Consider the following 24,735-nt stretch of genomic DNA (forward strand, 5'->3'; position numbering starts at 1 on the left):
GCCTGCACGAGCTCTGTTTTACCTGTTTGGATAGGAGGTACTCTTACTGGAAAAAGATCTTTTCATTCCTCCTGGTGCCATGATTTTGCACGAATGTATCTGTTGAAAGTATGGGTTCTTACGCTAATGCAAGGAAAGTAATAACGCTTTCCAGTTCATTTATCTCAGCGGGTCCACCCGTTGAAATTTCGATAGAAAAGCTTTGAATGGATAAAGACTAATGGTTTAAGAATACATATGTTTACATCAAGTTTAAGTAACAGCCGAAGTCTGCATTATTTTTTCTTTGTATCTGCTGTTTTTCCGGCGTACGGGATAATCAACGCCTTTTAAAAACACTTTATAAAAGCTAAGATTTAAATCGTGTCAACACTAACACACAGTGTTTGTGAATTTCTGCATTCGGGAAATGATTAAAAACTGTGACAACAGCCTGCTGCTTTAAGTAAATACAGAGCGGGACATATTTGCCAACCATACAGTAAATAAGCAGTCAGATGGTTCCCGGGGAATTATATAGACTACAGGCGTATTATTTATGCGAGGACTCAACTCAATACGAATATAGTTTTTCTATATATCAAGGAGGGCTTCCTATGTTATGCAACAATTCTAATAACCAATCTGATATCGATAAGAAAATGGCTGCCGAAAAAGCAGTTGAGCTTATAAAAGATGGTATGAAAGTAGGTCTGGGATCCGGTTCCACCGTGTTCTGGGCGGTGAAAAAGCTCGGAGAGGAAGTTCAGAAAGGACTCGAGGTTCAAGCTGTGCCGTCATCAGTTGAGACGCAAAAGTGGGCAGAAAAAGAGGGAATTCCACTTTTTACGTTAAAACAGGGAGAGATGCTTGATGTAACTCTGGACGGAGCAGATGAAATCGACAAATCGTTTAACATAATAAAGGGAGGTGGGGGAGCACATTTACGGGAAAAAATTATAGCTGCTTCTTCTAATACATTAATTATTATTGCGGAGAAAAGAAAACAGGTTCAGGTTCTTGGAAAGTTTCCAGTTCCTGTGGAAATTGTTCCATTTGAGGCAGCCAGTACTTTACATCGAATTGCCTCCTCAGGCTGCAGACCTGAGCTTAGAAAAAATAACGAAGACCTTTTTGTGACGGATAACGGGAATTATATAGCGGACTGTTTTTACGACAGTATATATTATCCTGACCTGCTCCATGAAAAATTGAAAAGTCTGGTAGGGGTAGTCGAAACAGGATTGTTTGTTGGAATGGCTGATAAGATTATTTTGGCAGACGGAGGGGGTGTCCACACATATACACCGGAAAAGCCTGCAGGTTAGTTAAGAACAGGGCATAAATACTAATGAAATACAGCTTTGTGCTTATATTCAAATGTAAATCTTAAAAAAAGCTGAAATATGAGGAAGGAAGCTAATCATGCTTCTGAAAAAACGTAATAAACGATGTCTAAACCCTCTGCGTTAATAGGCAAAGGGTTTAGACTGCTGCAGTATTTGCTAAGATTATAAGCGAAGGTGGACGATTTCGTGAAATTTCCGTGGGGAACAACTGCGTAGTTGTATTAAAGAAGCTTTCTGCTTTGTGCCGGGGACAAAAAGCAAACAGCGCAGCAGTTTTAAAAAATGCTGCACATTGAATTTCAAATATGTCATCATACAGCATTAACTACGGAAAGAACAGAAAGAATCGTATAAGCAATAACGAGGCCTCCGGAAGCTGCCAGCAGGATAATTATAATGGTTTTCTTTAAAACTTCCATACTTTTCACACCTTTAATATTGTTAATTTCATTATGACAACAATAAGTGTAAAAAGAAAGATAACTCGTAGCATTTTCACACAAATGCTACAATTGAGGTTGTAATAACGAAGAAAAGAAGGAGTGTCTTTAACATGAACGAGACAATTGAATTGCTGCTTAATCATCGATCAATCCGTAAATTTAAAGATCAGCCGCTGAACGACGAACAAATTTCCCAGCTGGTTGAAGCTGCACAGATGGCTTCGACTTCAAGCTTTGTCCAGGCGTATACTATTATTGGAGTGAAAGACCCGGAAAAGAAGAAGAAGCTTGCTGAAATAGCAGGAAATCAGCAGTACGTTGCTGAGAATGGTCACTTTTTTGTTTTCTGTGCAGATTTTCACCGTCACCAGGCTGCCGGAGAGCTGGAAGGTATAGATGTTTCAGAAGCAATTGAATCTACAGAGAAACTGGTGGTAGGAATTACTGATGCTTCTCTTGCCGCTCAAAATTGTGCAGTAGCAGCCGAATCGATGGGACTTGGCATATGTTACATAGGAGGTCTGCGTAATGATATTCAGGCAACTGCAGATCTTCTTAATCTTCCGGAACATGTTTTTCCGGTTTTCGGGATGTGTGTAGGATATCCAGACGCGGAGCCATCTATTAAACCACGTCTGCCGAAAGCGGGGGTTTACTTTGAAGACAGCTATCCTTCTGAAGAAAAACATTTCGTAGAATTGGAAAACTACAATGACACAACAGCAGCCTATTATGAATCACGGACTGAAGGAAAAAGAAAAGACCGGTGGACTGCTCAGGTGAGCGGTATGCTTTCGTCTATTAAAAGAGCACACATGAAAGATTTCCTTCATAGGAAAGGGTTCGGAAGAAAGTAATTTTGTTATAAAAAATATTAAGCAGCCTCTTGAACAGAACAGTGGCACGCTGTCAAAAAACCACTATGACAATTAAGTCATAGTGGTCCCGGATACGAAGTGACTGCTCTACTGCGGTACATTTAAAGATCTTTTTCCATTGTTACGTGTTCAATCCCGGCATCTAAAAAGGGAGCTTCTGAAGTAACCCGGTACCCGGCTTCTGTATAAAAAGCCTGGGCATGTACCTGAGCATTCAACAAAACTGCTTTGGCACCGAGCCGGGAGGCTTCCGCTTCAAGTTCTGACATTAAAAGTCTGCCGAGTCCAGTGCCGCGGTGGTCCTTTTTGATGCATACTCTTTCAGCTTTTCCTTTGTCACCCGCAAACCTGAGCCTTGCAGCTCCTGCAGGCATCGTATCCTTATAAAGAATAAAATGGACCGATTCTTTTTCTTTATCATCTATTTCCAGCGATTCAGGAACTCCCTGTTCTTCTATAAAAACTATTCTGCGCACACTGTAGACGTCAGCCAGCTGATTTTCAGTTACTGCACGCCGTATATCAATCATTCGTTGTCTTCTCCCAAAAGGAAAGTTTCATGAACAGTCCAGGCTCCGTTTTCAAGTTGATAAAGAAGGGAAAAACGGTCAATAAGTTCTTCATGATGGATTGTTTCCAGCTTCAGTCGTCCGAAGACATCCGACAGCTCGTCATAATCCATTTCCTGTCCTATCGTAATATGAGGTATGAAGGGATGCTCACGCTTTCTCTCCAGAGGTCCTTTATCCAAACTTTCCTGAAGTTCAATAAGCTCTTTATTTTCCGCTGCTTTCATGTAAAGAGTATTTGTGACTGGATAAAAGCTGCTGTATTTAATAATTTCCAATTTAAACGGCCGGCATTCTTTAGCCGTTTTTCTAATTTCCCTCACGAGACCTTCCAGTTCACTTTCTTCCACTGGAAAGGGATCTTTAAGGGTGAGGTGGGGCGGAATCATGGAATATTTTGTATCATAACGCTTTCGGTAGGAATTAGCCAGATCCTGGAGCTTTCGGGAAGGAAAAACTGCTATACCGTATTTCATCTAAAATCAACCTCCTAAAAAAACTATATGAATTGTTTTTATCATAATATATTTCGACAACGATTACAAAAGAACCTTCCACGAAGCTGTTTAAATTGTCGATTCATCCAAAGTCAGCCACCGTTATCCAAATATGTTACTATTGACATACAAGGAGTGATTATCATGGCCAAAAAAGAACCTGTCAGATCACACGTAGTAGAAAAAGCAGCAAGAGACCTCCTGAATGAAAGAGGAGTGAAGATTCAGGATATAGCCGATATCGTTTATGAAATGCAGTCCGGATTCAGTAATGGGCTGTCAATGGACGACTGTGTAGAAAGTGTAGATGCTGTTCTGGAAAAACGGGAAATCCAGCACGCTGTACTCGTAGGTATTGAGCTGGATAAACTGGCGGAAAAAAATCAGCTTTCGGAACCACTGCAGTCCATCGTTGAGTCTGATGAAGGGTTGTTCGGAGTCGACGAAACTATTGCCATCGGGTCTGTTTTCGGATATGGAAGTATAGCTGTGACCACCTTTGGGTATTTGGATAAAGAAAAAACAGGTATAATTAAAGAGCTTGATTCCAAATCCGGCGGGCACGTGCATACGTTCCTTGATGATTTAATCTGCAGTATCGCAGCTAACGCCTCCAGCAGGCTTGCACATCGGCTTCGGGACCGGGAAGATCATCTGGATCAAAAAGAAATTGAACATCGCGACCATGAAGAACGAATGGCTTAACTGAAAGGTCATCAATAGGAGAATATTAATAATGCCGGCGTATTAAGCGCCGGCATTATTAATAATTTCTGATGCTAAAAGTACTTGATATCTTTACAGACTAAGCCGTTAAACGTTTATATAGTAGGAAGTAAAGTATAAAATAAATCTCTGTAAACTTGATAAAATATGGAGGGGGTGCTATTCTTTTTAAAGTGGTTTAAATACAATAACGAGGTGACAAAACATGTCCAGGCCGCGATGGATCTACTGGAAACAAATTTTTTCTACAAAATTTCAGGCCAGCTGTACAAAGGCAAAAATCGAAGATAACTGGATGAACGGCTATGAAACAGGGCCGCTGGTTGAAATCAGGCGTCTGCGCAACGACCGTTATGTTGTAAGGTATACGTACGATGAATAAAAAAAGGTTGACCGGGTGCAGGTGCCTGGTATAAAATATTAATTGTCGCCGCCGGAAAAGGCTCATAAATTTTGACGATCCGTTAGCTCAGCGGGAGAGCACTTGCTTGACAGGCAAGGGGTCACTGGTTCAAATCCAGTACGGATCACCATACTATATTAACCCAGCCCTGCCTTTAATTTAAGGCAGGGCTTTTTTTATTTATAGAATCTTTATTTAAAGTCTCCACGGAATTCTTTCAGTGCGTTCCTTTCTTTCTGAATCTCCTGCGGGGTTCTGATACCGAAACGCCTAATTAATGGGAGAGGTGGACACCATCCCTGCACAGCATGCTGAAAAAGAAAAGTGCCGATAACGGCCGGAAGAAAAATCCATTTTTTATTAACAGTTAAAGCAAGAATACTTCCTGCTACAACAAGAAATGAGGCGTTTGCTTCGAGTACCCGTTCAGTATCCCATTCTTTATCGAGCTGATTCAACCTTCTGGTTAATGTATTATAGCCTTTATCGGAATAATAATGAATGTTTCTTTCTAATTCCTGTTCGATTTTTTGTGAAACATTATCACTTGTGCTCTGTTCCACCCTTTTTCTTGTTTCCGGAAGCACTGATTTCATGAGTTTTCCTCCTTGTAATAAGTAATGTTTTTATACATATTTTGGGGCTTTTTCAATCATGTACCCGTATTTAAAAAAGAATAAAACATTTTAAAAATTACCTGGCCTCTTGTAAAAGAGACCAGTTTTTTGTAATTTCAATGATGCCTGAGGTTTGACAGCAGGCCTATTGGGAAAAGACACATATAACAATTTCAAAAAGGAGTTTAAACATATGGGACTTGAACTTGGTAATATCGTTCCGGACTTCAGTCTGCCTTCTACGAATAGAGAGAACATAAAGCTTTCAGATTACAAAAATAAGAAAAATGTATTGATTGTATTTTTTCCGATTGCTTTCACTCCCGGCTGAATTAAGGAACTAACCTTTTGGAAAGAGGTTTACAGTAGACTTGAAAAATTTGATACAGAAATACTTGGAATCAGCGTTGACCATATATTTGCTCAGAACGTGTTTGAAACAACACTTGGTACTCTACCGTACCCGCTTCTGTCAGACTGGAGAAGAAAAGCAGTAAAAGATTACGAAGTGCTGAATGACAAAGATATGGTAGCCTACAGATCGTGTTTTATGATAAGTAAAGAAGGAAAGCTCATTTACAAAAATGAAAACTTCGATGCTGAAAAGATGGAACATTATGAAGAGATATTGAATTACTGCCGAAAGCTTAAGGGAAAAGATTGATAAATTCAGTAACACATTTACAGACTGAATAAGTTGATAATTTAAATTACAAACGTTTGCAGCAGAAGCCGGATCCTCGGAGAAACTTTCACTATCACAGTAATAACGGCTGTGTTGACAGATTTCTCTAAAGCAGCAGTCGTCACTATCAATACGGATCTAAGCAGCACAGGTCGAAATTCGGGACAAATAAATTTATATAAGGCTTGAACATTTGTTTATAAAAAAATGAAGGCTTTTATAAAACTAGGATAGTAAATATTTTATATCCTCAAATATAATACAGCAAACCTTTAACCGCGTAGGCAGAGGAGTTAAAGGGCAAAGTGCAAATAATAAAAGAGGAGGAAAATAAATGCCTGAAAAACATAATAAGTCCCTGCCTTCCTATTCTTCATCTTATTGGAGAGAAGCAGATACTGAAAAACGTTTCAGACCCCTGGAAGAGGATATTGAGGTGGATACAGCTGTCGTCGGAGGGGGTATTGCCGGTATTTTAACCACTTATTACTTATGTCTGGAAGGGAAGAAAACAGTTTTAATTGAAGGTTCATCTCTTCTGGATGGCACGACTGGTTTTACTACAGCAAAAGTTACGCCTCAGCATGATGTAATGTATGATCAGCTGATTAATAATCGTGGAGAGGAAGCTGCGGGTTTATATTACAAGGCTCAGGTCGAAGCAATGGCTGAAATCAAAGAACTTATTCACGATCTCAATATAGATTGTGAGCACAAAGCGCAGAATGCTGTTCTTCATGCAGGTACAGAAGAAGGAAAAAAACAATTGGAGAAAGAAAAAAAAGCATACGATAAATTAAAAATTGGCAGCGAATTTACATCAGATTCCGAACTTCCTTTTCAGACAAAAGCCTCACTTACGATGAAGAATGCCTTTCATTTTCATCCGGTGAAGTTTTTAAAACCTGTAATAAATGAAATCGAACGTCTTGGGGGATTGATCTTTGAGAACAGTACGGCTGTAAATATCTCCGGGGGAGAGCCTGTACAAGTTAAACTGCGAAATGATTGCACTGTAACCTGCGAACACGCTGTAATGGCCACTCATTTCCCATTCGATGACATCCGTGGATTTTATTTTTCAAGGCTGCATCCCGAGCGTTCATATACCATTGCTGTTAAAACAAATAAAGAAGTACCGGAGGGGATGTTTCTTGGAATAGACAATCCTGCGTTTTCCCTCCGTCATACAGAAATAAACGGTGAAAAAATAGCTTTAATCGGCGGAGAGGGACATAAGACAGGAAAAAGTTCCAATACACTGGCTCATTATCAAAATCTTGCAGATTTTACAGACAAGCATTTCGGTATAGATAAAATACTTTATCGGTGGTCTTCCCAGGACTTGAAAGCACCTGACAATGTACCGCTTATTGGCCCTGCTATTACGGGAAGGGGAAATATTCTGACGGCTTCAGGGTTCAAAAAGTGGGGGATGTCGAACGGAATGGCAGCCGCCCGGCTTATTACTGATTACATTGCAGGCCGCTCCAACAGCTATGCGGAACTGTTTGATCCAAGGAGGTCTCACCTTCAAGGAGAAGATATTAAAAATCTTGCAAAAGAAATTATGGATGACGGAAAGCAGTTTGTCGCTTCCAACGTAAGAGGAAAAGAAGCTGAAATCGACAACCTCTCGATTGATGAAGGAGCAATTGTTAACATCAATGGTAAAAAAGCAGGGGCTTACCGGGATAGTAATGGAGAACTTCATCTTGTGGATCCGACCTGCACCCATATGAAATGTGGTGTGGAGTGGAATAATGCTGAGCGGACGTGGGACTGCCCATGTCACGGTTCCCGTTTTTCTATCGATGGGGAAGTTGTTGAGGGACCGGCTTCGACCCCGCTCGATAAAGTAAATAATGATAAATAAAGTGCATAAAAATCGTGAAGGAGTGGTCACATAATGAAAGTAAAACACCCTATACCTAAAACCAAAGGGTTCGACAAAACAAGAAAATTAATTAAAGAAGGATTTGAATTCATCCCACACCGGAGAGAACAGCTGCAATCAGATATTTTTGAAACGAGATTGATAGGTCAGAAGGCAGTTTGTATGGCTGGGGAGGAAGCTGCTGAAATTTTTTATGATAACGAGAAATTCAAAAGGGCGGGTGCAATGCCAAAACCTTTAAAGATGGCACTTTTCGGAGAAGGAGCTGTTCACGAGCAGGATGGGGAGCACCATAAGCAGCGAAAGCGTATGTTTCTTTCAATGATGACCCCTGAACGTATTGAGGATATGCGCAGAATAGTCATAGAGGAACTGGATAAAAAAGCAGACGAATGGGAAACGAAAGCTAAAGTAGTTCTCCATTACGATATTGAAGAAGTCCTTTCCAGGGCGGCCTCCCGATGGGCAGGAATACCTCTCAGAGAAGAAGAAGTAAAACAGCGTACATGGGAAATGTCAGCAATGATTGCTTCCATCAGCGGGAAACCTTCCGGCTTTAAGGACGGAAAAAAGGCCCGGGAAAGCCACGAAAAATGGCTGGAGGAACATATTAAAAATATTAGAAAAGGGAACATCTCTGCAGAAGCTTACACTCCTTCTTATATTGTTGCTCATCATCACGACGATGATGGTAAAAGGTTGAAACTCAATACAGCGGCAGTGGAGCTGAGTAATGCATTTCGTCCGCTGCTTGCAGCAGCCTACTTTATTACTTTTGGTGCTCTGGCTGTGCACCAATATCCTGAAACTGGAGAGAAACTGCGGGAAGATAAAAACAATTACAGTCAGATGTTCACACAGGAGGTCAGGCGCTTTTATCCATTTACGCCGGGGATGGTAGCTAAAGTAAAGAGTTCATTTACTTGGCAGGGATATAAATTCAAGAAAAACAGGCTTGTAGTTCTCGACTTTTTCGGTACGAACAGACATCCTGACACCTGGGAGAAACCGGATCAATTTATTCCAGAAAGATTTCATAAATGGAAAGAAAGCCCATTTTCATTTATTCCAATGGGTGGAGGAGACCACCATACGGGCCACCGCTGTGCAGGTGAATGGCTTACCGTTATAGTAATGCGGGCTGTGTTCCAGTATTTAACGACTAAACTTTCTTATCATGTTCCTGAACAGGACCTCAGCTATGATTTAAATGAGATGCCGGCTGTTCCTAAAAGCCGATTTATTATAACAGATATCTTGAAAACGAATTCTGATAATCAGGACATACACGCTGAATTTAAAGGACAGACAGTAATTCAGCATTAATATGAAAATCAGCACAAATGATATCAACGATTTTTACATCGGGCTGCTGTCAGCGTACGGTGTGATATTAGAAAACGAGGAGATATTCCATAAGTGAGAGAGCACGGTTTCGCGCGCACTAAACCCTGTCAGATAAATCCTTATCTGACAGGGTTTTAAAACCTTGGTCCATGCTATCCAGGAATGTCTCTATGACCCTTTTGAGACGGCCTCCTAACATATGAATTAGAGGACCGTGGTTATTAAAGAAAGAAATATACCGGCACAGGCCATGGCGGCTGCCGCCGAAGCGCCCTGTAGCTCTCCTTCATTTATAATGTGGGCGGTCCCTATCCCATGGGCAATAGTTCCGACGGCCATGCCTCTGGCAGCAGGGCTGTTAACGCCGGCTATAGTCAGCAGGCCGGGGCCGAAGACTGCCCCAATAAGTCCGGTGATCATTACAAATACAGCAGTCATTGTAAGATCCCCACCTTGAAGCTCAGCAAGTTCAAGAGCTATCGGTACGGTAGCAGATTTGACGGTGAGGGACGTTATTAACTGGGAGGAAAGGTAAATTAAATTAGCGGCAGAAAGACTGATAAGGGCCGCGGTTAAACTTCCTATTGTAAGACTCCAGAGGAAGGCACGGCTGTACCGGAGTATGATTTTCCGATGTTTATAGACCGGTACTGCGAGAGCCACCGTTGCCGGACCAAGAACTGCTGTGACGAGGTCAATAACTGGCTCATAGGTGTCCAGGCTGATTCCGAATACGAGCAGAATAACAATCATTGCAGCTGTACTGGTGAATACAGGAGTAAGTACAGCTACACGGACATTTTTATACAAGCGGCGGGAAGCAAGATAAACAGCAATAGTTATACTAAGTAGAAGAACGGTCATTTTCTAATTCCTTTCTTCCAGCTATCGACTGAAAAATTTTACCAGTTACAGCTATACCTGCTAATGTACTCAAAAGAAGAATAACAGTTAATGAAAAAGCTAACTGAGGGGACAGTGTGCCGACAGCAAGAACTCCGACACATATTGGAATAAAGAAAAAGCCCAGGTGTTTCACGAATAAACCAGCTCCACGGTCTACCCAGGATATTGGTATAACACGCGTGATCAGCAGTGTTAACAGTAGAATCAATCCTATTACATTTCCCGGCACTGCAAGTCCAGTTGTTTCAGAAAACCATGTGCCAATTTGAAACAGCACCCATAAAAGTAAAAATTGTAATGCCAGAGCAGTGAAATCTTTTATCATTGAAAATCGTCTCCCTTTAAAAACAGCAGTTAGAAATAAAAAGCATATTTCTTTGACCGGCCGACTGAGTGAAGAAGGAGCCGGTTAGTTTTTTATTATAACTTATCCATAAAAAATGAGGGGATATGTATTAAGAATGTGCTTAATAATACGCTGAATATCGTGGTTATATAGCAGAACTATTAAGAACATTCATTGAAAGTATAACGCAGCAAAGTTTTTTTACAACTTTTATCCGACGTTAAAGGAGGCGCTGCGGCATGTGCCGCAGCGCCTCTGAAGAGATTAAAAGCTTAAATAAGTTCTTCGTACATTTCATATCTATCGTAAGTACGGGCATACATATGATCAAGATCCTCATCTGTCATATTCATCAGCTTCTCAGCAGAAGTTTGTCTAACCCTTGTCAAAAAATTAACTATGTTTTCTCTTTCCATTCTTTTCATTTTCAACCAGCTCCTCTTCTGTTTTAATACAGTTTTTATTGTGTAAATGTATTGTATAACAGAAGAATTTCAACGTCAATACTATTTTCTGATTTTTTTATTAATTTTAATGAAATATAAAACAGTGTATTGAGAGGATTGTTTTTGAAAGGCTGAAATAACTAATATATGTATTAAAATTTTCAGAAAAGAAAGACCTTTGTTTTCAGGTTAAAGCTGTAATTATATGGGTAAACAATAGATAATACTTTTTATAGGAGGTAACACGGATGAATTTTGAGGAATTGAACGCGTCAAACAGTACAATCGTACGGGTAGAGGGTATAGAGTACCGGACAACTGATAAACCTCGTGTAGGAAGCAGAGGAGATACGTATACTGCACCGGCAATTGACCAGGAGAATAATGAATATGAAATAGAGTGGGCAGTCGTCAACCCTGAGGCTGTCGATGAGAGCGATGCCTGTCAGTGGGACGAACCGATAGCAGTGGTAAAAAAGTAAAAGTATGATGTAAAGTAATAAAGACTGGGAAAATACGCGCTGAAAACATAAGAAAGCACCGGCCTGCTGTCCGGTGCTTTCTTCCTTGCCGAAGATATTCAAAGCTCTCCTTCGCGGAATCTGCGGAGATCTCTTTTATCTCCAATCATTATTAAAATGTCTCCTTTTTGTATAGGAGCAGCAGGATCTGGAGTGACGTCGACTTTGTCCAGCTGCTTAATAGCAATAATAGTACATCCGTAATTTTTGCGGGGGTCGAGTTCGATAAGCGTTTTACCGGATATTTTCTTTGTGGCCAGCATTTCAATGATGCTGTAATCAGCAGATAAATCGATATAATCAAGTACAGTGTCCGACGTGAGATAAGCTGCTATTCTGCTTCCCATTTCTTTTTCAGGATGGAAAACACGATCTGCACCGATTTTTTCAAGTACCTTGTGGTGATAGTTGTTTTGGGCCTTTACCCATACGTTCGGTACGTTATGATCTTTTACATGAAGAGTTGTCAGAATGCTGGCTTGAATATCGTCGCCTATAGCAACGATGACATAATTAAAATTACGTATGCCGACTTTTTCTAATAGAGCTTCATCTGTCCCATTGCCGACAAAAGTATACGTAGAAAAATCTTTTACAGCTGTTATTTTCGTTTCATCCGTATCAATAGCAAACACTTCGTGGCCCATGTGATACAGCTCTTTACATATGCTTGATCCGAACCTGCCGAGTCCTATAACGGCAAACTGTTTTCTCATAATGTTCAACCTTCTTTACAGGGGAATAGAAAGACGTTCTGGTCCGGAAAAGTATAGCATTTAAGCTTCCACTTTATCAAGCTTAAGCAGCAGAGGTAATATATTTTAAAAGTGATGTATCCAGTTTTTCAGAATAGTGCCTGAAGTATGCAGGGCTGAATAAATCTACGGCAGTTATAAATTATATTGTATTTGAGACTGAAGCTTATCCAATAGTTTTTTTAATAGTTGATAAAATAAAACTTACATAAAACATTTGAAAAACTTGATTCAAAAATATAACTGCCCGTGGTATTATGATAAAGTTCAGCTCAGATATAACTGTACTTGTTTAATAAATCTCTAGAGTTCACAAAGTGTGTCGCTTAAAAGTAAGTGTAAGGGTGGGTAATATTATATGATGGAAGAAATGCCGGATATTATAGAGGAAGTGCAGAGAGTGTTCAGCTGGCAGCAGCTCGCAGTCGCTGTAGGGATCTTTCTACTGTTTCTGTTGTTCAGGAAACTATTTACTAATTATGTTTTTAAGTCAATAATTATGCTGTCACGTAAGATTCATGTAGAGACACTGACAAACGTACTGCTCGCTTTTGAAAAACCGCTTCGCTCATTTTTTGTATTTGTGGGCTTATACGCATCGATCGTTTATTTTCCCTTTGATAATGATTTTCAGGAGTTTTTTACGAGAGTATTCCGGACATTGATTATCGTCCATGCCGCATGGGGACTGTATAATTTAACGTCTTCCAATTCCCTGGTGTTCAACCAGCTCGGAAAGCGTCTTAAGATTGAGTTTGATGACATACTGCTTCCTTTTCTGTCCAAACTCCTGCGTTTTGCAATTATCGTAATGGCGCTTAGTATTATCGCTTCGGAATGGAATTATAACGTGAGTGGTTTTGTGGCAGGTCTCGGACTGGGAGGTCTTGCATTTGCGCTTGCTGCACAGGATTCGATCGGAAATTTTTTCGGTGGTGTAATCATTATTACTGAAAAGCCATTTAAGATGGGAGACTGGATTAAAACCCCTTCCGTGGAAGGTTTCGTAGAGGACATTACGTTCCGAAGTACAAAAATTCGAACTTTTGCAGATTCGCTTGTAACTGTACCTAATTCTACTTTGGCAAATGAGCCAATAGAAAATATGACTAAAATGGAAAAACGGGAAGTTACTTTTAATTTGAACCTTGTTTATGCCACACCAGCATCAAAAGTAAGAAAATGTATAGAACGAATAGAAAGCTTTTTGTATGAAAACGAAGATATAGATGATGAACTGATCATTGTCAGGTTTAACACATTCAATGAAAGCAGCCTTGATTTATTTTTATATTTCTTCACCAAGCCTACGGGATGGGTGCCTTATTTAAAAATCAAAGAAGAAGTAAATTTAAAAATATTGGAAATACTTGACGAAGAAGAAGTGGAAATTGCGTTTCCTTCCCGTTCGCTGTATTTACCCGAACAGTCAAAAAGTGAAGAAAACTCTAAAGAACTCGTATCAACAAAAAAATCAGATTGATCTCCGTATTCGTTTTCACAGTGGTGCTTACGCTTTTTCTATCCAGCAAATTTGCTGTTACTGCCCAGTCTTTCACTATGGGCAGTTTTTTTATCTTATAGCTATGTTCAAGTTCGCTGACGGCTGGAGAAACACTTCGCTTCCACAGGCCTGTTTCCGCTTCGTTTTTAATATAGAAGGGTGTTCTGATGCCCGGGCAGAGACGCCTTCGGAAGGCGCACAGATCCTTCTGGACAGAAGGGAAGCCACAGGCGAGCAAGGAGATTTAATAGAGACATTCATGCAAAATCATTGCACCATAATAGGTGAAAACAGTCTTCTCTATCGTTAGTTTTCCATCTTGTACCTTTTAGTCCGAAAGTAGATAGGTCATGTTCTTTTTACTGGATGTTGTAGTGGACATGGAGGGACTCCAGAGTGATGCATCGCCTCCGACGGAAGAAGGATGGAATCAGCTGAAGCCGGTCCGCTCGGAAAGTCTCACCATGGAAACGTCAGCGAAAGTTTATTTTTCTATTCTCAAGGCAGCCACCATGAAAACAATTGCAGAGAGAAAGTAATGAAAAAATATATTCCGTTTAAGTCGACGGTATTGATATAAGTTCCGTTTGAGATAATAATAGTGAGGTCTTTTATCGAAAGTGAAAAATTATTTAAAGTCAGGCATAAAAAACAGATCCATTGCATTTTTACGATGTTATGAATATGATAGAATAGTATTTCACTAGAAATAGGAGGATGATTAATTATGAAACAAATGGATGCAAATGAAATTATTCAGTACATTTCCGATGCGGAAAAGTCCACGCCGGTAAAAGTACATATTAAAGGTGACCTTGAAAATATTGATTTCGGGACAGAGACAAAATCCTTTATTCAAGGAAATACAGGAGTGCTTTTCGGTGAGTGGGCGGATATTCAGGAAGCGCTGAAACAAAACGAAAACCGGATCGAAGACTTTGTAGTTGAAAATGACCGTCGTAATTCAGCTATTCCACTCCTCGATATGAAAAATATTCATGCGCGTATTGAACCGGGAGCTCTGATCCGTGAGCAGGTGGAGATAGGGGATTCAGCTGTCATCATGATGGGTGCTTCAATTAATATTGGTTCTGTTGTAGGAGAGGGAACAATGATCGATATGAATGCAGTACTCGGTGGGCGTGCTACAGTTGGTAAGAACTGTCATATTGGAGCAGGTGCGGTTCTTGCCGGAGTAATTGAACCGCCTTCTGCCAAACCTGTTACGATAGAAGACGGAGTAGTTATCGGAGCGAACGCTGTGGTACTTGAAGGAGTAACAGTAGGGAAAGGCGCAGTTATTGCAGCAGGAGCAATCGTGACTGAGGATGTGCCGGCCAACACGGTTGCAGCAGGAACTCCAGCCCGGGTCATTAAAGAAATCGATGATCAGACGAAGGGCAAAACAGAAATTAAAGCTGAACTGCGGAAGCTTAAGAAGTAAATGAATATTAAGTTGGACATTGAGCGCCTGGCGACCCGTCGCCGGGCGCTTCATCAAATTCCGGAAGCAGGTTTTCAAGAAGTGAAAACGCAGCAGTTTCTGATCGAAGTACTGCAGTCGTGCCCTCAGGACTACTTAACGATCGAGCAGTGGAAGACAGGCCTTGTAGTTTATATAGAAGGAACGAATCCTCGAAAAACGATAGGCTGGCGTGCAGATATAGACGGCCTGCCTATTAAGGAAGAAACAGACTATTCTTTTTTGTCAAAGCACGAAGGAATGATGCATGCGTGCGGACATGATTTCCACATGACAATTGGAACAGCAGCTGTGGAATATTTTGCAGCCAACCAGCCGAAGGATAATATCGTTTTCTTTTTTCAGCCTGCTGAAGAAGGTCCGGGCGGGGCGCTGCCTATGATAGCTTCTGAAGCTTTTAAAAAATGGCGGCCGGATGAAATGTATGCACTTCATATAGCACCGGAACTACCTGTAGGAACCGTAGCGACAAAGCCGGGAATTTTATTCGCTAATACGAGTGAGCTGTTTATAGACTTTCACGGTCAGGGCGGACATGCAGCCTATCCGCATACAACGGAGGATATGGTTGTTGCAGCCAGCCACTTTGTTACACAGCTTCAATCTATCGTTTCCAGGAATGTATCTCCTCTTGATTCTGCAGTTGTGACAATAGGTAAAGTGGAAGCCGGGACCAAACAGAATATTATAGCTGATAAAGCGAGAGTGGAAGGAACTATCAGAACATTATCCATGGAAGCTATGAATGAAATTAAAGAAAGAATCGAAGGTATGTGCCGGGGGATCGAAGCATCGTTTAAGTGCCGTGCTGAAGTGGATTATGGAGCAAACTACTGTCAAGTCTACAACGATGAAAAACTGGCAGAAGAGTTTAGAAAACAAGCGGAAAAAAGTGAAACTGTATCTTTTGTTCCAAGTGAAAAGGCTATGACAGGAGAAGATTTCGGATATTTTCTTGAAGAAGTGCCCGGTCTTATGTTCTGGCTTGGGGTGAACAGCCCCCACGGACTTCATTCAAGCCGTCTGAAACCGGATGAGGAGGCTCTTGTACCTGGTACAGCCTGGGTCATAGAATGGCTGAAAGGGCGTTCTTCCTGATTTTCTTAGCAGTTGTTTTAACTGTGATATTTATCAGTCTGATTAAAAGTAATTCAAGTCTGCGACGATTTGCTGCCGGCTCCGGAAACAATTTTTCAAATCGTATGAAGACAAAATTCCCCGTTTTAAAATATCATTTTCGCTTGCCGCTCATAGAAGACATGTACTGAGAGAGTAAGAATGACTTGTATAAACCTGAAAAAAATGCTCTTTTATGTATAGGAGGTTCTTTTTTTCCATCTGGGATTACAGGAGAACCATGTATCACAGAATAATTATTAAGAAAATAAGATTTAATCCACATATTAAGAGCCGGTCCTTCACATAAGGACCGGCTCTTTTTATTCTTCATTGTTCTGGTTAGTCTCAGGATTATTCGTACTGTTGAATTCTTCACCATTACTGCTGTCGTTTGCATTCGTGGAAGATTCGACGTTATTTGAGGAATTGACGTTATCTGTGTTAACGTTCTCCTCTGGAGCAGACTCATCATTCTCCTGCGAATTATTTGACTCTGATGATTCTTCCTGATCAGACTCGTTGTTGCTGGAATTATTTTCTTCGTTTCCATCGCTATTTTCTTCTTCCGGTGTATTTTCTTCATTATCATTGCTGGTGGAGCCGTTGTTATTGTTTTCCGAACTGTTATTTTCACCGGAATTTTCTTCTGTGTTTTCCTCATTTTCATTGTCTTCATTATTTTCATTTTCGTTTCCGATGTTACTTTCGTTCTCTGGTGTTTCATTTTCCTCATTGTTCTGAGGATCATTCTCTTCTTCATTATTTTCGTTCTCATTATTGTTTTCATCGTCTGTATCGTCAGGTACAGTTACTTCCACAGAGGAAGAATCACCAGCGGATTCATTATCTTCATCTACGGGAGTGACACGTATAGTATAAGTTTCTCCGGAATCAGGATCGCTGATAGAAGAGCTCATTTGTTTTGTCGTATCGACCGTTGTGAAGGAATCTGAACCGGATACAGAAGCTTCGACAAGGAGACTGAATGATTCAAGTTCATCTTCAGGAAAGCTCCATTCGATGTCGATAGAATTATTTTCTTCATTATAGGAGGCACTCAGGTTTTGAATGCCGGATGCATCTTCGGATTCAAACTCTTCTGAAACCGATTCCGGTTCAGTTCCCCGTACAAAAAATTCACGTATTATCTCACTTTCAGGGGTGTCGCTGCTTGGAAGAAGGCCGGTTGATTCCTCAATCGCTACTTCAACAACAGAATCAGGCTGATGGAAATTCTCTGTGTCCATTCCTTCATGGGAGTAATTCATTACCGCTTCAAAAATATCCATGGAGATGTGATGCTCATTGTTGTCCCTTGAAATGTATCCATCTGCATGGGAAGGATAGCCGGTCCACACAGAGGCCGTCAGTTCAGGAGAATATCCGACAAACCAGGCATCAGGCTGACCACCGGATGGGATATTGTATCTATCCCGGTCTTCCGGTGTAAAGTTACTTGAGCCGGTTTTTCCGGCAGCATCAAAGTCTCCGAGCTGCAGCCTGGAAGCTGTCCCGTCTGTCAGAACATCGCGCAGCATATCTGAAATCATAAAAGCTGTGTAGTCGTTCATAGCCCGTGTTTCTTCCGGACTCATATCGATAACCTGTCCGTCAGGAAATTCCACCTGGCGGACGGTGTGAGGCTCGTTAAAGTTACCCTGGTTACCGAAAGCTCCATAAGCTCCAGCCATCTCAAATGAAGAAGTACCATTTGCACCAAGGGCATAGGACTCGACCATCGTTTCCACTTCGATACCCAGACGTTCCGCAAATTCCTCCGCATTATTGAGGCCGGTTTCCTGAAGAGCTTTTACTGCAGGAATATTAAGAGAATCTTTCAAAGCTTCTCTTATAGAAACATCGCCACGGTAACTGTCACTGTTAAAGTTAGTTACAGGGGTGTTATCTGCATCAGAATACTGGTGGGGTTCGTCTGTAAGCTGGTGATAGGTGGACCATTGTTCGTTGTCAATGGCAGGACCGTAGGCGAATATAGGTTTACTTGTAGAGCCTGCCTGCCGGCTCGGGTTGGTAGCCCAGTTATAGCCTCTGGCAGCTTCGGCTTCTTCACGCATGCCGCCGATCGCGTGGACCTGGCCGTTCTTAGTGTTCATCAAAGTAATTCCGGCCTGCATGTATTCGTCGGGAAACTGAATATATTCATCCGACTGCATGACAGTTTCTACATGTTCCTGAAGATCCTGATCGAGATTCGTATGGATGGTCATACCACCGGTATAAATATCGGAGGATTCTATTCCGTCGATATTTTCAACTTCGTTCAGCACTTCATCTATATAGGACTGATACTGCCCTGTTTCACGCTCGCTTTTTTCCAGCTGTTCTTCAATTGGTACGCTTTTTGCCTGTTCACCTTCCTGCTCGGAAATTTTATCATAGTGAACCATTCTGTCGATAACTGTGTTGCGGCGGTTTTCGGCCGCTTCGGGATGATTAAAAGGGTTATGGGCCGTCGGCCGCTGCGGAATACCGGCAAGAAGGGCGGCATCTTCAATATTCAGTTCAGAAAGATCTTTACTGAAGTAATAGTTGGCCGCTTCTACAATTCCATAGCGTCCATCTGAAAAGTAAATCGCATTAACGTACATTTCTAAAATCTGATCTTTTGTATAATGCTGCTCCAGCTGTACTGCAAGGTACTGCTCCTGGAGTTTTCTTGTTATTGTTTTGTCAAAATCAAAATACAGATTTTTAACGACCTGCTGTGTAATAGTACTTGCGCCTTCACTGCCGAATCCGCTTCTGAAATTGGCGACGACAGCTCCGCCGACCCTGCGCAGATCGATACCAAAATGATCGTAAAATCTGGCGTCTTCAATTGATAGTACAGCATCTTTCATTACTTCCGGAACTTCTTCAATATCTGCTGACCTTCTGTTCTCAGAACTTTCGAGTGTAGTAACGACTTCACCATCCATGTCAAGAATTTCAGGGTTCTGTGCCAGCGTGAGCTGTTCGTGGTCGAGATCCGGAGCACCCCGTATAATAGCGAAAGCACTGATACCGCCTGCTATCACACCGATGAGAAGAAGAATCATTAAAACGAGAATCGCCTTTTTAAGCCAATCTTTCTGAAACAGACCGGCCTTTTTTGCTGTCTTATTATTCTTTTCAGATTTGTTCTCAGATCTTCTAGCTTTCCGTGACAGATTGTCTGCCATGATACATCTTCCTTTCTAACTTTAACAAAAATTACCTAATAGGTTTCACGAGCGAGCCATGTGTCTACAGCTGATAAATAATCTATCCGGGGGCTGTATCCGGTCTTCACGAGAAAACCGTGATATTCGATATCTTTTTTTGGAATAGATTTTCGGCTTTCCTCTTTGTTTTCATACCATTCCACAAAAAAAGCTCCTGGGACGAGATAAATTTCTTCATGCAGACGAAAATGGAGCAGAACAAAAGACACTCCCTGCTGCTTAAGTACGGCTTTCATATGGTCGATTTGATGGGCATGAAAGTTTTTAAGAGGAAAACTTGTTTTGTTACGGGTTTCTTTCGCTTCAAAATCGATATACCTGCCTTTGTAAACTCCATTGAAGTCAGTCGTAGACGGTTTTTGAAAATAAGCCTCTGTAACAACTGCTGCACTTCGCTGCGGATAGTGGACGTTGACGATCTGCAGAGGAGTAGGTTTTTTATGGATAACAGCCAGACCGTGGGTGAGGTAGTATTCACCGGAAGCCTGAATGTCTTCTTCAAAACTCATTCCCCGGTTGCTGAACCGGCTGTCTTTATTGTAGTCGTTCTTTTTTCTTTCCGGGATTCGCTTTTTTTCAAATTTTTTTCCGTTAGGATAACGGATAGCCATGGTGATACCTCCATTGCTCGAAAAATCATCACTTTATCATACCATAGCGGAGAGTAATCACATAACAGGAATTTCTCATTAGCAAGAAGAAAGTGATTCTGTTACAATCATCGTGAGGTGAAATAATGTCTATTCAAGAAGAACAGCTATTGAAACAAACAAACAGCCTGAGGGCGATGAATGATAAAGCATACGAGAATTTTCAGCGATTTCGGCTTGGAGAAGAAGAGGCGGATTTTTACGATCACGTAAAACCTTTTGCAGATGAAGTAAGGGAAAGCCTGGAAGAGTGGGTACCTCATGTACTGAAATATCTGGAAAAAAGAAAGCCGGATTATATTCACGCCCAGCAGATTGATCAGCTTGCTGAAAACTTCGAAATGGTTTCGGTCAGCTGTTTCCAGAAAGACACCAAAAAGAAACGTTTTAATGAACAGTACAAATCTATTGAGTATACGCTGAAGATGGTAGCTCATTCTATAGAAAACGTAAAGGAGCAGAAGTAACGTGGGGCGATTTATGGGATTCCTGTTCATTTTAGCAGCTTTGGCAGGCTGTGGAGACGATGAGGAATGGGCAGAGGCCGAAAGAGAAAGTGCTGAAGCGGAGAAAGAATTTATTGAAAACTATTTTACAGCCTGGGAAGAAAGCCTGGAATATCAGAATTTTTCCATGGTGGAACCGTATTTTGTTATTAATACGCATGGATATCATACAGAAAGAAGGCACCATCAGCAGCTTGTTTCTTCAAGGAAAATGGAAGAAATCGGGACAGTGAATGAGATAACTCCTCAGGAAAATCAGTATGGGGATGAAAGAATGAAAGTCGAGGCAGAGTTTTCGATTCAGGAACGGGGAGAAATTTCTTCTGAAACAAGAACCAGATATTTTTACTTGATGCAGGATAATGATGACTGGAAAGTAGATGCCATCGGAAGAGAGGATTCCTGATTATAAAGTTTAGAACGTGGAAAAGCAGCAACCGCATATTCTTCAAAAACAGAAGTACTGGACCAGTACTTCTGTTTTTCAGGTTGATAACACATTTTTTTACATGCATATTTTTCCAGGTTCCTGCTTACGTCCCCGGAAGATGCTTTAAGTCCCGTCGATTAACTATGGAGAATCTCACATAGAAGCTGTACGTTCAGGGAGAGCAGGTTAAATCTGTTCTACGTCGGAAACCCGGAACCCTTCATCTTCCAGATGGCGTATGAGCTGTGAGAGTTTTTCTTCAGGCATATCTTTAGGAAGAGTAATGATAACTCGGCGGAAAAAAGTACTTTCGTTATCAAGCGTCATCATGCTGTAAATCGAAGTATAATCTTTGATTTTAGCCATGATCGCACTTAGAGCTCCCTGATATTCCTGTGTAGAAATAGTCATCGTATGATTCCCTTTTTTAATACCCCATGAATCTTCCAGAATGCCCATTACATTTGCATGTGTAAGAATTCCGGTAAAGTGTCCGAGCTCGTCTGTAACAGCGAGATAAGGGTATTTTTTTATTGATGAAAAAATGCGGAAAAATGAAGCCCGTTCCTGGATGAATACGTCAGTGTCTTGCAAAAGTGTAGTGACAGGTTCTTTAATATCTGCACTCCCGCGCCATAGAGCTTGATAAATCAGCTGGGCATATATATTTCCTTTAAATGTCTTTTCATCATCTGACAAAACAGGGATACATCTGTAGCCACTGCTTTCCAGAACTTCAAGAGCTTTCTCGATTGAATATGTATCAAGACAAAATCGGACTTTTGATTTAGGAATTATATTATATTTAATCTGCATTGACTTCCTCCTTCATTATTAGGGTGCTTTCATTATATCTTATAAAGAAACAAAAACAAATAATGTAAAAAAGAAAGATGACCAATTATGATATACTTAATTTATTCGGCAGCTTGTTCTTACTAAAAAAACCAAGAGAAAATTGAAAGTTTATTTTGTTAACAGAAAGAGAGGATTTTATATCTCTCTTACATGTTTCTAATGCAGAAGGTTGGAAGATAACCGTGGAACAGAGAGGGGTGCATTACTATGAAAGCGCTTTTAGTAATAGATTACACAAACGATTTTGTAGCCGAAGATGGAAAGCTCACCTGTGGAGAGAGAGGCCAGTCGATAGAGGGGCGGATTACTGAACTGTCCCGATCATTCATTGAAGCGGGAGAATATACAGTCTTTGCTGTCGATGCGCACGATGAAGGAGATACGTATCATCCGGAGTACCGTCTGTTTCCTCCTCACAATATTAAAGGTACGAAAGGGCGTAAACTCTACGGAGAGCTTGGAGAATATATCGAATCTTTGAAGGATTATCCTTATGTATGGATGGATAAAACCCGGTACAGTGCCTTTGTCGGAACAGATCTTGAATTAAAGCTCCGCGAACGGCATATTAACGATCTTCACCTCGCAGGAGTGTGCACAGATATTTGTGTGCTTCATACGGCAGTGGACGCTTATAATAAAGGATTTAATGTGACCGTGCACGCAGATGCGGTAGAAAGTTTTGATCCAGAGGGGCACGACTGGGCGCTCAGACACTTTGAACAAACGCTTGGAGCTGAAGTTGTGAAGAAAAAAGATGATTAAAAAAGGCTGCTCCTGGGAAATGAAACGTAGAAGGAGGGTTTCGTTATGGAACTAAAATCAGCGAGAAAAAAATTAGAAGAACTGACCCAGGCGAGTCAGGAACTTAAAAATACTTACATGCGTCTGGATGAAAATGAAAAAGCGGAGTTTAATGCGGGTTACGAGCTGTCAGATGATTTTGAAATAGTGGCCCGGGCCCTTTTTAACTGGAATGAAGTGCAGCACGGGGAAGGCCACCCGGAAAAAAGATAGTAAGACATGGTGCCTCGTTTACGGGGCGCTTTTTTTGGCTCTGTTAAAGTTTCGTGTTAATAGAATAGAAGACACTTCGCCCGCAGCATATCTATTACGAGACAGACTGAAAGTAATGGTTCTTTCCATGATTAACAATAAACTAAGGTTTTAATAGGAATTTACTAAAGATCGGGTCAAAACAGAGCCGGAGAGGAGAGTATCATGTGGATCGACATATCAAGAAGTCTTCATGAAGGCATGGAAGTTTTTCCAGGAGACAGTGAATTCCAGTATTCAAAAGAGCTGGACATGAATAAAGGAAGCACAGTAAATACAGGTGTCTTCAAAATGAACACACATACCGGGACGCATCTTGACGCTCCCTACCATTATGATATTTACGGAAAGAAAATTAATGAATTGGACATTAATGAAGTATGTGGAAAAGCGGAAGTTTTTGATCTGACCGGGCTGGAAGCAGTTGCGGAAGAATGTATTAAAGAAAAAATATCGGGCCGGACTGAGATAATTCTTTTTCGACTCAAAGAAAAAGGCACCGCCTTTTCCACTTATCCTCCTTTTACAGCCTCGGCTGTAAAAGCGCTCGCCGACAGGGGCGTACGTGTTATAGGAGTGGATACGCCGTCGGTAGATCCCGCCACGAGTGAAGAGCTTCCGGCTCATCATATGTGCCGTACCAAGAATATGTTAATATTAGAGGGGCTGAATCTTGAAGGTATAAAAGAAGGTACGTACGAACTTGCTGCAATGCCGCTGAATCTTTTTGAAGCCGACGGCAGCCCGGTACGTGCAGCTTTGAGACAATGGAGGTAGAAGTATTTGCAGAACAATTTACAAAGTCATGTAGAAAACCATGAACGAAGCCTTGTATATTTTCACACGCCTATGTGCGGGACGTGTGCCCTGGCTGAAACCTACCTGGACATTGCGTCTGAGATGGATTCAGTCCCTCCTTTATTAAAGGTGGATATTAATTTTAGTCCGCAGACAGCAGAAAAATGGAAAATCGAAAGTGTTCCGTGTCTTGTACTTATTGATAATAATAGACTGGAACAAAAAATGTACGCATTCGAAAATGTTTTGAAAATCTACAATTTTGCAAGAGGTGAAAGAGTATGAGTATGCCGGCATTTGAACTATATGATATAGAAGAAAAAAGAAAGTACAGTTCGGAAGAATTCCAGGGAAAACCGTTGATTATCACTTTCTGGGTTTCCTGGTGTCCGGACTGCAACCGGGACCTGGAGGCCAAAAAAGTATTTTACGAAGCTATGGACTCCGATCGTCTTAATATGGTCATGATCCACGTCCCGGGGAGAGAGTCTGAAAAGGGAGCAGGGCTGAAACACTACCGCGACAATAATTTCCCTTTTCTTTCCCTGCAGGACAACGGACAAAAAACGTACGATGCTTACCAGTGCATGACCCTTCCAACTACAGTAGTGGTAGATAAAAACGGAGGGGTAGAGGCTAAATTCCATGATAAAGCTTCCATTCAGGACATGATGCCTGCAGTAGCACGTGTGATGATGTAACAAATAAAAATGCCGCTGAAGCAGTCAAGTTCTTCAGCGGCA

At 41.2% G+C, this 24,735-nt stretch carries 29 protein-coding genes and 1 tRNA gene; 20 read left to right on the forward strand and 10 right to left on the reverse strand.

Features of this window, described 5'->3' with window-relative positions; all coding sequences use genetic code 11:
* The first annotated feature begins 497 nt into the window (after positions 1-497).
* Both rpiA and nfsA read left to right on the forward strand, forming a co-directional pair.
* Entirely contained in the window at positions 498-1,307 is an 810-nt protein-coding gene (rpiA, locus tag C6Y45_RS02385) for a ribose-5-phosphate isomerase RpiA (protein ID WP_281260571.1), read from the forward strand.
* 574 nt (positions 1,308-1,881) lie between these two features.
* On the forward strand, positions 1,882-2,628 hold the full coding sequence (gene nfsA, locus C6Y45_RS02390; RefSeq protein ID WP_107583427.1) for an oxygen-insensitive NADPH nitroreductase: 747 nt from the start codon (positions 1,882-1,884) through the stop codon (positions 2,626-2,628).
* 122 nt (positions 2,629-2,750) lie between these two features.
* Here the strand turns inward: nfsA and C6Y45_RS02395 are convergent, their stop codons facing one another.
* Positions 2,751-3,179: a GNAT family N-acetyltransferase gene (locus tag C6Y45_RS02395; RefSeq protein WP_107583428.1), complete on the reverse strand. Its 429-nt coding sequence runs from the start codon at positions 3,177-3,179 to the stop codon at positions 2,751-2,753.
* Positions 3,176-3,694 (reverse strand): YjcG family protein, encoded by a 519-nt coding sequence (locus C6Y45_RS02400; protein WP_107583429.1) that lies wholly within the window; start codon positions 3,692-3,694, stop codon positions 3,176-3,178. Before C6Y45_RS02400 ends, C6Y45_RS02395 begins: the two co-directional genes overlap by 4 nt.
* A gap of 165 nt (positions 3,695-3,859) precedes the next feature.
* Between C6Y45_RS02400 and C6Y45_RS02405 the strand changes: the two genes are divergently transcribed.
* The 3 genes from C6Y45_RS02405 (at position 3,860) to C6Y45_RS02410 (ending at position 4,974) form a co-directional block, all read left to right on the forward strand.
* Positions 3,860-4,420, forward strand: coding sequence for a phosphatidylglycerophosphatase A family protein (locus C6Y45_RS02405; RefSeq protein ID WP_107583430.1), 561 nt, complete (start codon positions 3,860-3,862; stop codon positions 4,418-4,420).
* Between the two features lie 226 nt (positions 4,421-4,646).
* On the forward strand, positions 4,647-4,823 hold the full coding sequence (locus C6Y45_RS17765; RefSeq protein ID WP_170098698.1) for a hypothetical protein: 177 nt from the start codon (positions 4,647-4,649) through the stop codon (positions 4,821-4,823).
* Between the two features lie 76 nt (positions 4,824-4,899).
* Positions 4,900-4,974 (forward strand) — tRNA-Val (locus C6Y45_RS02410).
* Between the two features lie 61 nt (positions 4,975-5,035).
* Here C6Y45_RS02410 and C6Y45_RS02415 read toward each other — a convergent pair.
* Positions 5,036-5,440, reverse strand: a complete 405-nt coding sequence (locus C6Y45_RS02415; RefSeq protein ID WP_107583431.1) for a YgaP family membrane protein — start codon at positions 5,438-5,440, stop codon at positions 5,036-5,038.
* Positions 5,441-5,654: 214 nt separating this feature from the next.
* On the opposite strand from C6Y45_RS02415, the gene C6Y45_RS02425 reads away from it, so the two are divergent.
* The 3 genes from C6Y45_RS02425 to C6Y45_RS02435 all read left to right on the forward strand — a co-directional run bounded on the left by C6Y45_RS02425 (position 5,655) and on the right by C6Y45_RS02435 (position 9,369).
* Entirely contained in the window at positions 5,655-6,125 is a 471-nt protein-coding gene (locus C6Y45_RS02425; RefSeq protein WP_245922496.1) for a redoxin domain-containing protein, read from the forward strand.
* A 355-nt stretch (positions 6,126-6,480) separates the two neighbouring features.
* Entirely contained in the window at positions 6,481-8,022 is a 1,542-nt protein-coding gene (locus C6Y45_RS02430; RefSeq protein WP_107583434.1) for an FAD-dependent oxidoreductase, read from the forward strand.
* A 33-nt stretch (positions 8,023-8,055) separates the two neighbouring features.
* Positions 8,056-9,369: a cytochrome P450 gene (locus C6Y45_RS02435; RefSeq protein WP_107583435.1), complete on the forward strand. Its 1,314-nt coding sequence runs from the start codon at positions 8,056-8,058 to the stop codon at positions 9,367-9,369.
* Between the two features lie 225 nt (positions 9,370-9,594).
* On the opposite strand, the gene C6Y45_RS02440 is transcribed toward C6Y45_RS02435, so the two are convergent.
* The 3 genes from C6Y45_RS02440 to C6Y45_RS02450 all read right to left on the reverse strand — a co-directional run bounded on the left by C6Y45_RS02440 (position 9,595) and on the right by C6Y45_RS02450 (position 11,067).
* Entirely contained in the window at positions 9,595-10,254 is a 660-nt protein-coding gene (locus C6Y45_RS02440) for an LrgB family protein (RefSeq protein WP_107583436.1), read from the reverse strand.
* Positions 10,235-10,621: a CidA/LrgA family protein gene (locus tag C6Y45_RS02445; RefSeq protein WP_107583437.1), complete on the reverse strand. Its 387-nt coding sequence runs from the start codon at positions 10,619-10,621 to the stop codon at positions 10,235-10,237. Before C6Y45_RS02445 ends, C6Y45_RS02440 begins: the two co-directional genes overlap by 20 nt.
* A gap of 293 nt (positions 10,622-10,914) precedes the next feature.
* Entirely contained in the window at positions 10,915-11,067 is a 153-nt protein-coding gene (locus tag C6Y45_RS02450) for a BH0509 family protein (RefSeq protein WP_107583438.1), read from the reverse strand.
* Between the two features lie 269 nt (positions 11,068-11,336).
* Here C6Y45_RS02450 and C6Y45_RS02455 point away from each other — a divergent pair, with 269 nt between their 5' ends.
* Positions 11,337-11,570: a hypothetical protein gene (locus tag C6Y45_RS02455; RefSeq protein WP_107583439.1), complete on the forward strand. Its 234-nt coding sequence runs from the start codon at positions 11,337-11,339 to the stop codon at positions 11,568-11,570.
* Between the two features lie 98 nt (positions 11,571-11,668).
* On the opposite strand, the gene C6Y45_RS02460 is transcribed toward C6Y45_RS02455, so the two are convergent.
* Complete coding sequence (locus C6Y45_RS02460; protein WP_107583440.1) at positions 11,669-12,325, reverse strand: potassium channel family protein; 657 nt, start codon at positions 12,323-12,325, stop codon at positions 11,669-11,671.
* Between the two features lie 397 nt (positions 12,326-12,722).
* Between C6Y45_RS02460 and C6Y45_RS02465 the strand changes: the two genes are divergently transcribed.
* From C6Y45_RS02465 to C6Y45_RS02480, 4 genes are all read left to right on the forward strand, one after another.
* On the forward strand, positions 12,723-13,847 hold the full coding sequence (locus tag C6Y45_RS02465) for a mechanosensitive ion channel family protein (protein WP_245922483.1): 1,125 nt from the start codon (positions 12,723-12,725) through the stop codon (positions 13,845-13,847).
* Between the two features lie 371 nt (positions 13,848-14,218).
* On the forward strand, positions 14,219-14,407 hold the full coding sequence (locus tag C6Y45_RS02470) for a hypothetical protein (protein WP_107583441.1): 189 nt from the start codon (positions 14,219-14,221) through the stop codon (positions 14,405-14,407).
* A 188-nt stretch (positions 14,408-14,595) separates the two neighbouring features.
* Positions 14,596-15,312, forward strand: a complete 717-nt coding sequence (gene dapD, locus C6Y45_RS02475; protein WP_107583442.1) for a 2,3,4,5-tetrahydropyridine-2,6-dicarboxylate N-acetyltransferase — start codon at positions 14,596-14,598, stop codon at positions 15,310-15,312.
* Positions 15,313-16,449 (forward strand): N-acetyldiaminopimelate deacetylase, encoded by a 1,137-nt coding sequence (locus C6Y45_RS02480; protein WP_107583443.1) that lies wholly within the window; start codon positions 15,313-15,315, stop codon positions 16,447-16,449.
* Positions 16,450-16,790: 341 nt separating this feature from the next.
* Here C6Y45_RS02480 and C6Y45_RS02490 read toward each other — a convergent pair whose 3' ends face one another.
* Both C6Y45_RS02490 and recU read right to left on the reverse strand, forming a co-directional pair.
* Positions 16,791-19,652: a transglycosylase domain-containing protein gene (locus tag C6Y45_RS02490; RefSeq protein WP_107583445.1), complete on the reverse strand. Its 2,862-nt coding sequence runs from the start codon at positions 19,650-19,652 to the stop codon at positions 16,791-16,793.
* 35 nt (positions 19,653-19,687) lie between these two features.
* Complete coding sequence (recU, locus tag C6Y45_RS02495; RefSeq protein WP_107583446.1) at positions 19,688-20,305, reverse strand: Holliday junction resolvase RecU; 618 nt, start codon at positions 20,303-20,305, stop codon at positions 19,688-19,690.
* Positions 20,306-20,430: 125 nt separating this feature from the next.
* Between recU and C6Y45_RS02500 the strand changes: the two genes are divergently transcribed.
* Together C6Y45_RS02500 and C6Y45_RS02505 are read left to right on the forward strand one after the other, a co-directional pair.
* Entirely contained in the window at positions 20,431-20,811 is a 381-nt protein-coding gene (locus C6Y45_RS02500) for a YppE family protein (protein ID WP_107583447.1), read from the forward strand.
* Position 20,812: 1 nt separating this feature from the next.
* Complete coding sequence (locus tag C6Y45_RS02505; protein ID WP_107583448.1) at positions 20,813-21,256, forward strand: TcaA NTF2-like domain-containing protein; 444 nt, start codon at positions 20,813-20,815, stop codon at positions 21,254-21,256.
* Positions 21,257-21,466: 210 nt separating this feature from the next.
* Here the strand turns inward: C6Y45_RS02505 and cbpA are convergent, their stop codons facing one another.
* Positions 21,467-22,096, reverse strand: a complete 630-nt coding sequence (gene cbpA / locus C6Y45_RS02510) for a cyclic di-AMP binding protein CbpA (protein ID WP_107583449.1) — start codon at positions 22,094-22,096, stop codon at positions 21,467-21,469.
* Positions 22,097-22,345: 249 nt separating this feature from the next.
* On the opposite strand from cbpA, the gene C6Y45_RS02515 reads away from it, so the two are divergent.
* The 5 genes from C6Y45_RS02515 to C6Y45_RS02535 all read left to right on the forward strand — a co-directional run bounded on the left by C6Y45_RS02515 (position 22,346) and on the right by C6Y45_RS02535 (position 24,693).
* A complete protein-coding gene (locus C6Y45_RS02515; protein WP_107583450.1) occupies positions 22,346-22,903 on the forward strand; it encodes a cysteine hydrolase family protein in 558 nt (185 codons plus the stop codon).
* A gap of 45 nt (positions 22,904-22,948) precedes the next feature.
* Positions 22,949-23,155 (forward strand): hypothetical protein, encoded by a 207-nt coding sequence (locus C6Y45_RS02520; protein ID WP_107583451.1) that lies wholly within the window; start codon positions 22,949-22,951, stop codon positions 23,153-23,155.
* Between the two features lie 204 nt (positions 23,156-23,359).
* Positions 23,360-23,971, forward strand: coding sequence for a cyclase family protein (locus C6Y45_RS02525; protein WP_107583452.1), 612 nt, complete (start codon positions 23,360-23,362; stop codon positions 23,969-23,971).
* Positions 23,972-23,977: 6 nt separating this feature from the next.
* The gene (locus C6Y45_RS02530; protein WP_107583453.1) at positions 23,978-24,277 is read left to right on the forward strand and encodes a thioredoxin family protein; all 300 of its coding nucleotides are present in this window, start codon (positions 23,978-23,980) and stop codon (positions 24,275-24,277) included.
* Positions 24,274-24,693: a TlpA disulfide reductase family protein gene (locus C6Y45_RS02535; RefSeq protein WP_107583454.1), complete on the forward strand. Its 420-nt coding sequence runs from the start codon at positions 24,274-24,276 to the stop codon at positions 24,691-24,693. Before C6Y45_RS02530 ends, C6Y45_RS02535 begins: the two co-directional genes overlap by 4 nt.
* The last annotated feature ends 42 nt before the right edge of the window (positions 24,694-24,735 follow it).

This window comes from Alkalicoccus saliphilus (assembly GCF_003044065.1).
GTDB classification, from domain to species: Bacteria; Bacillota; Bacilli; order Bacillales; family Salisediminibacteriaceae; genus Alkalicoccus; species Alkalicoccus saliphilus.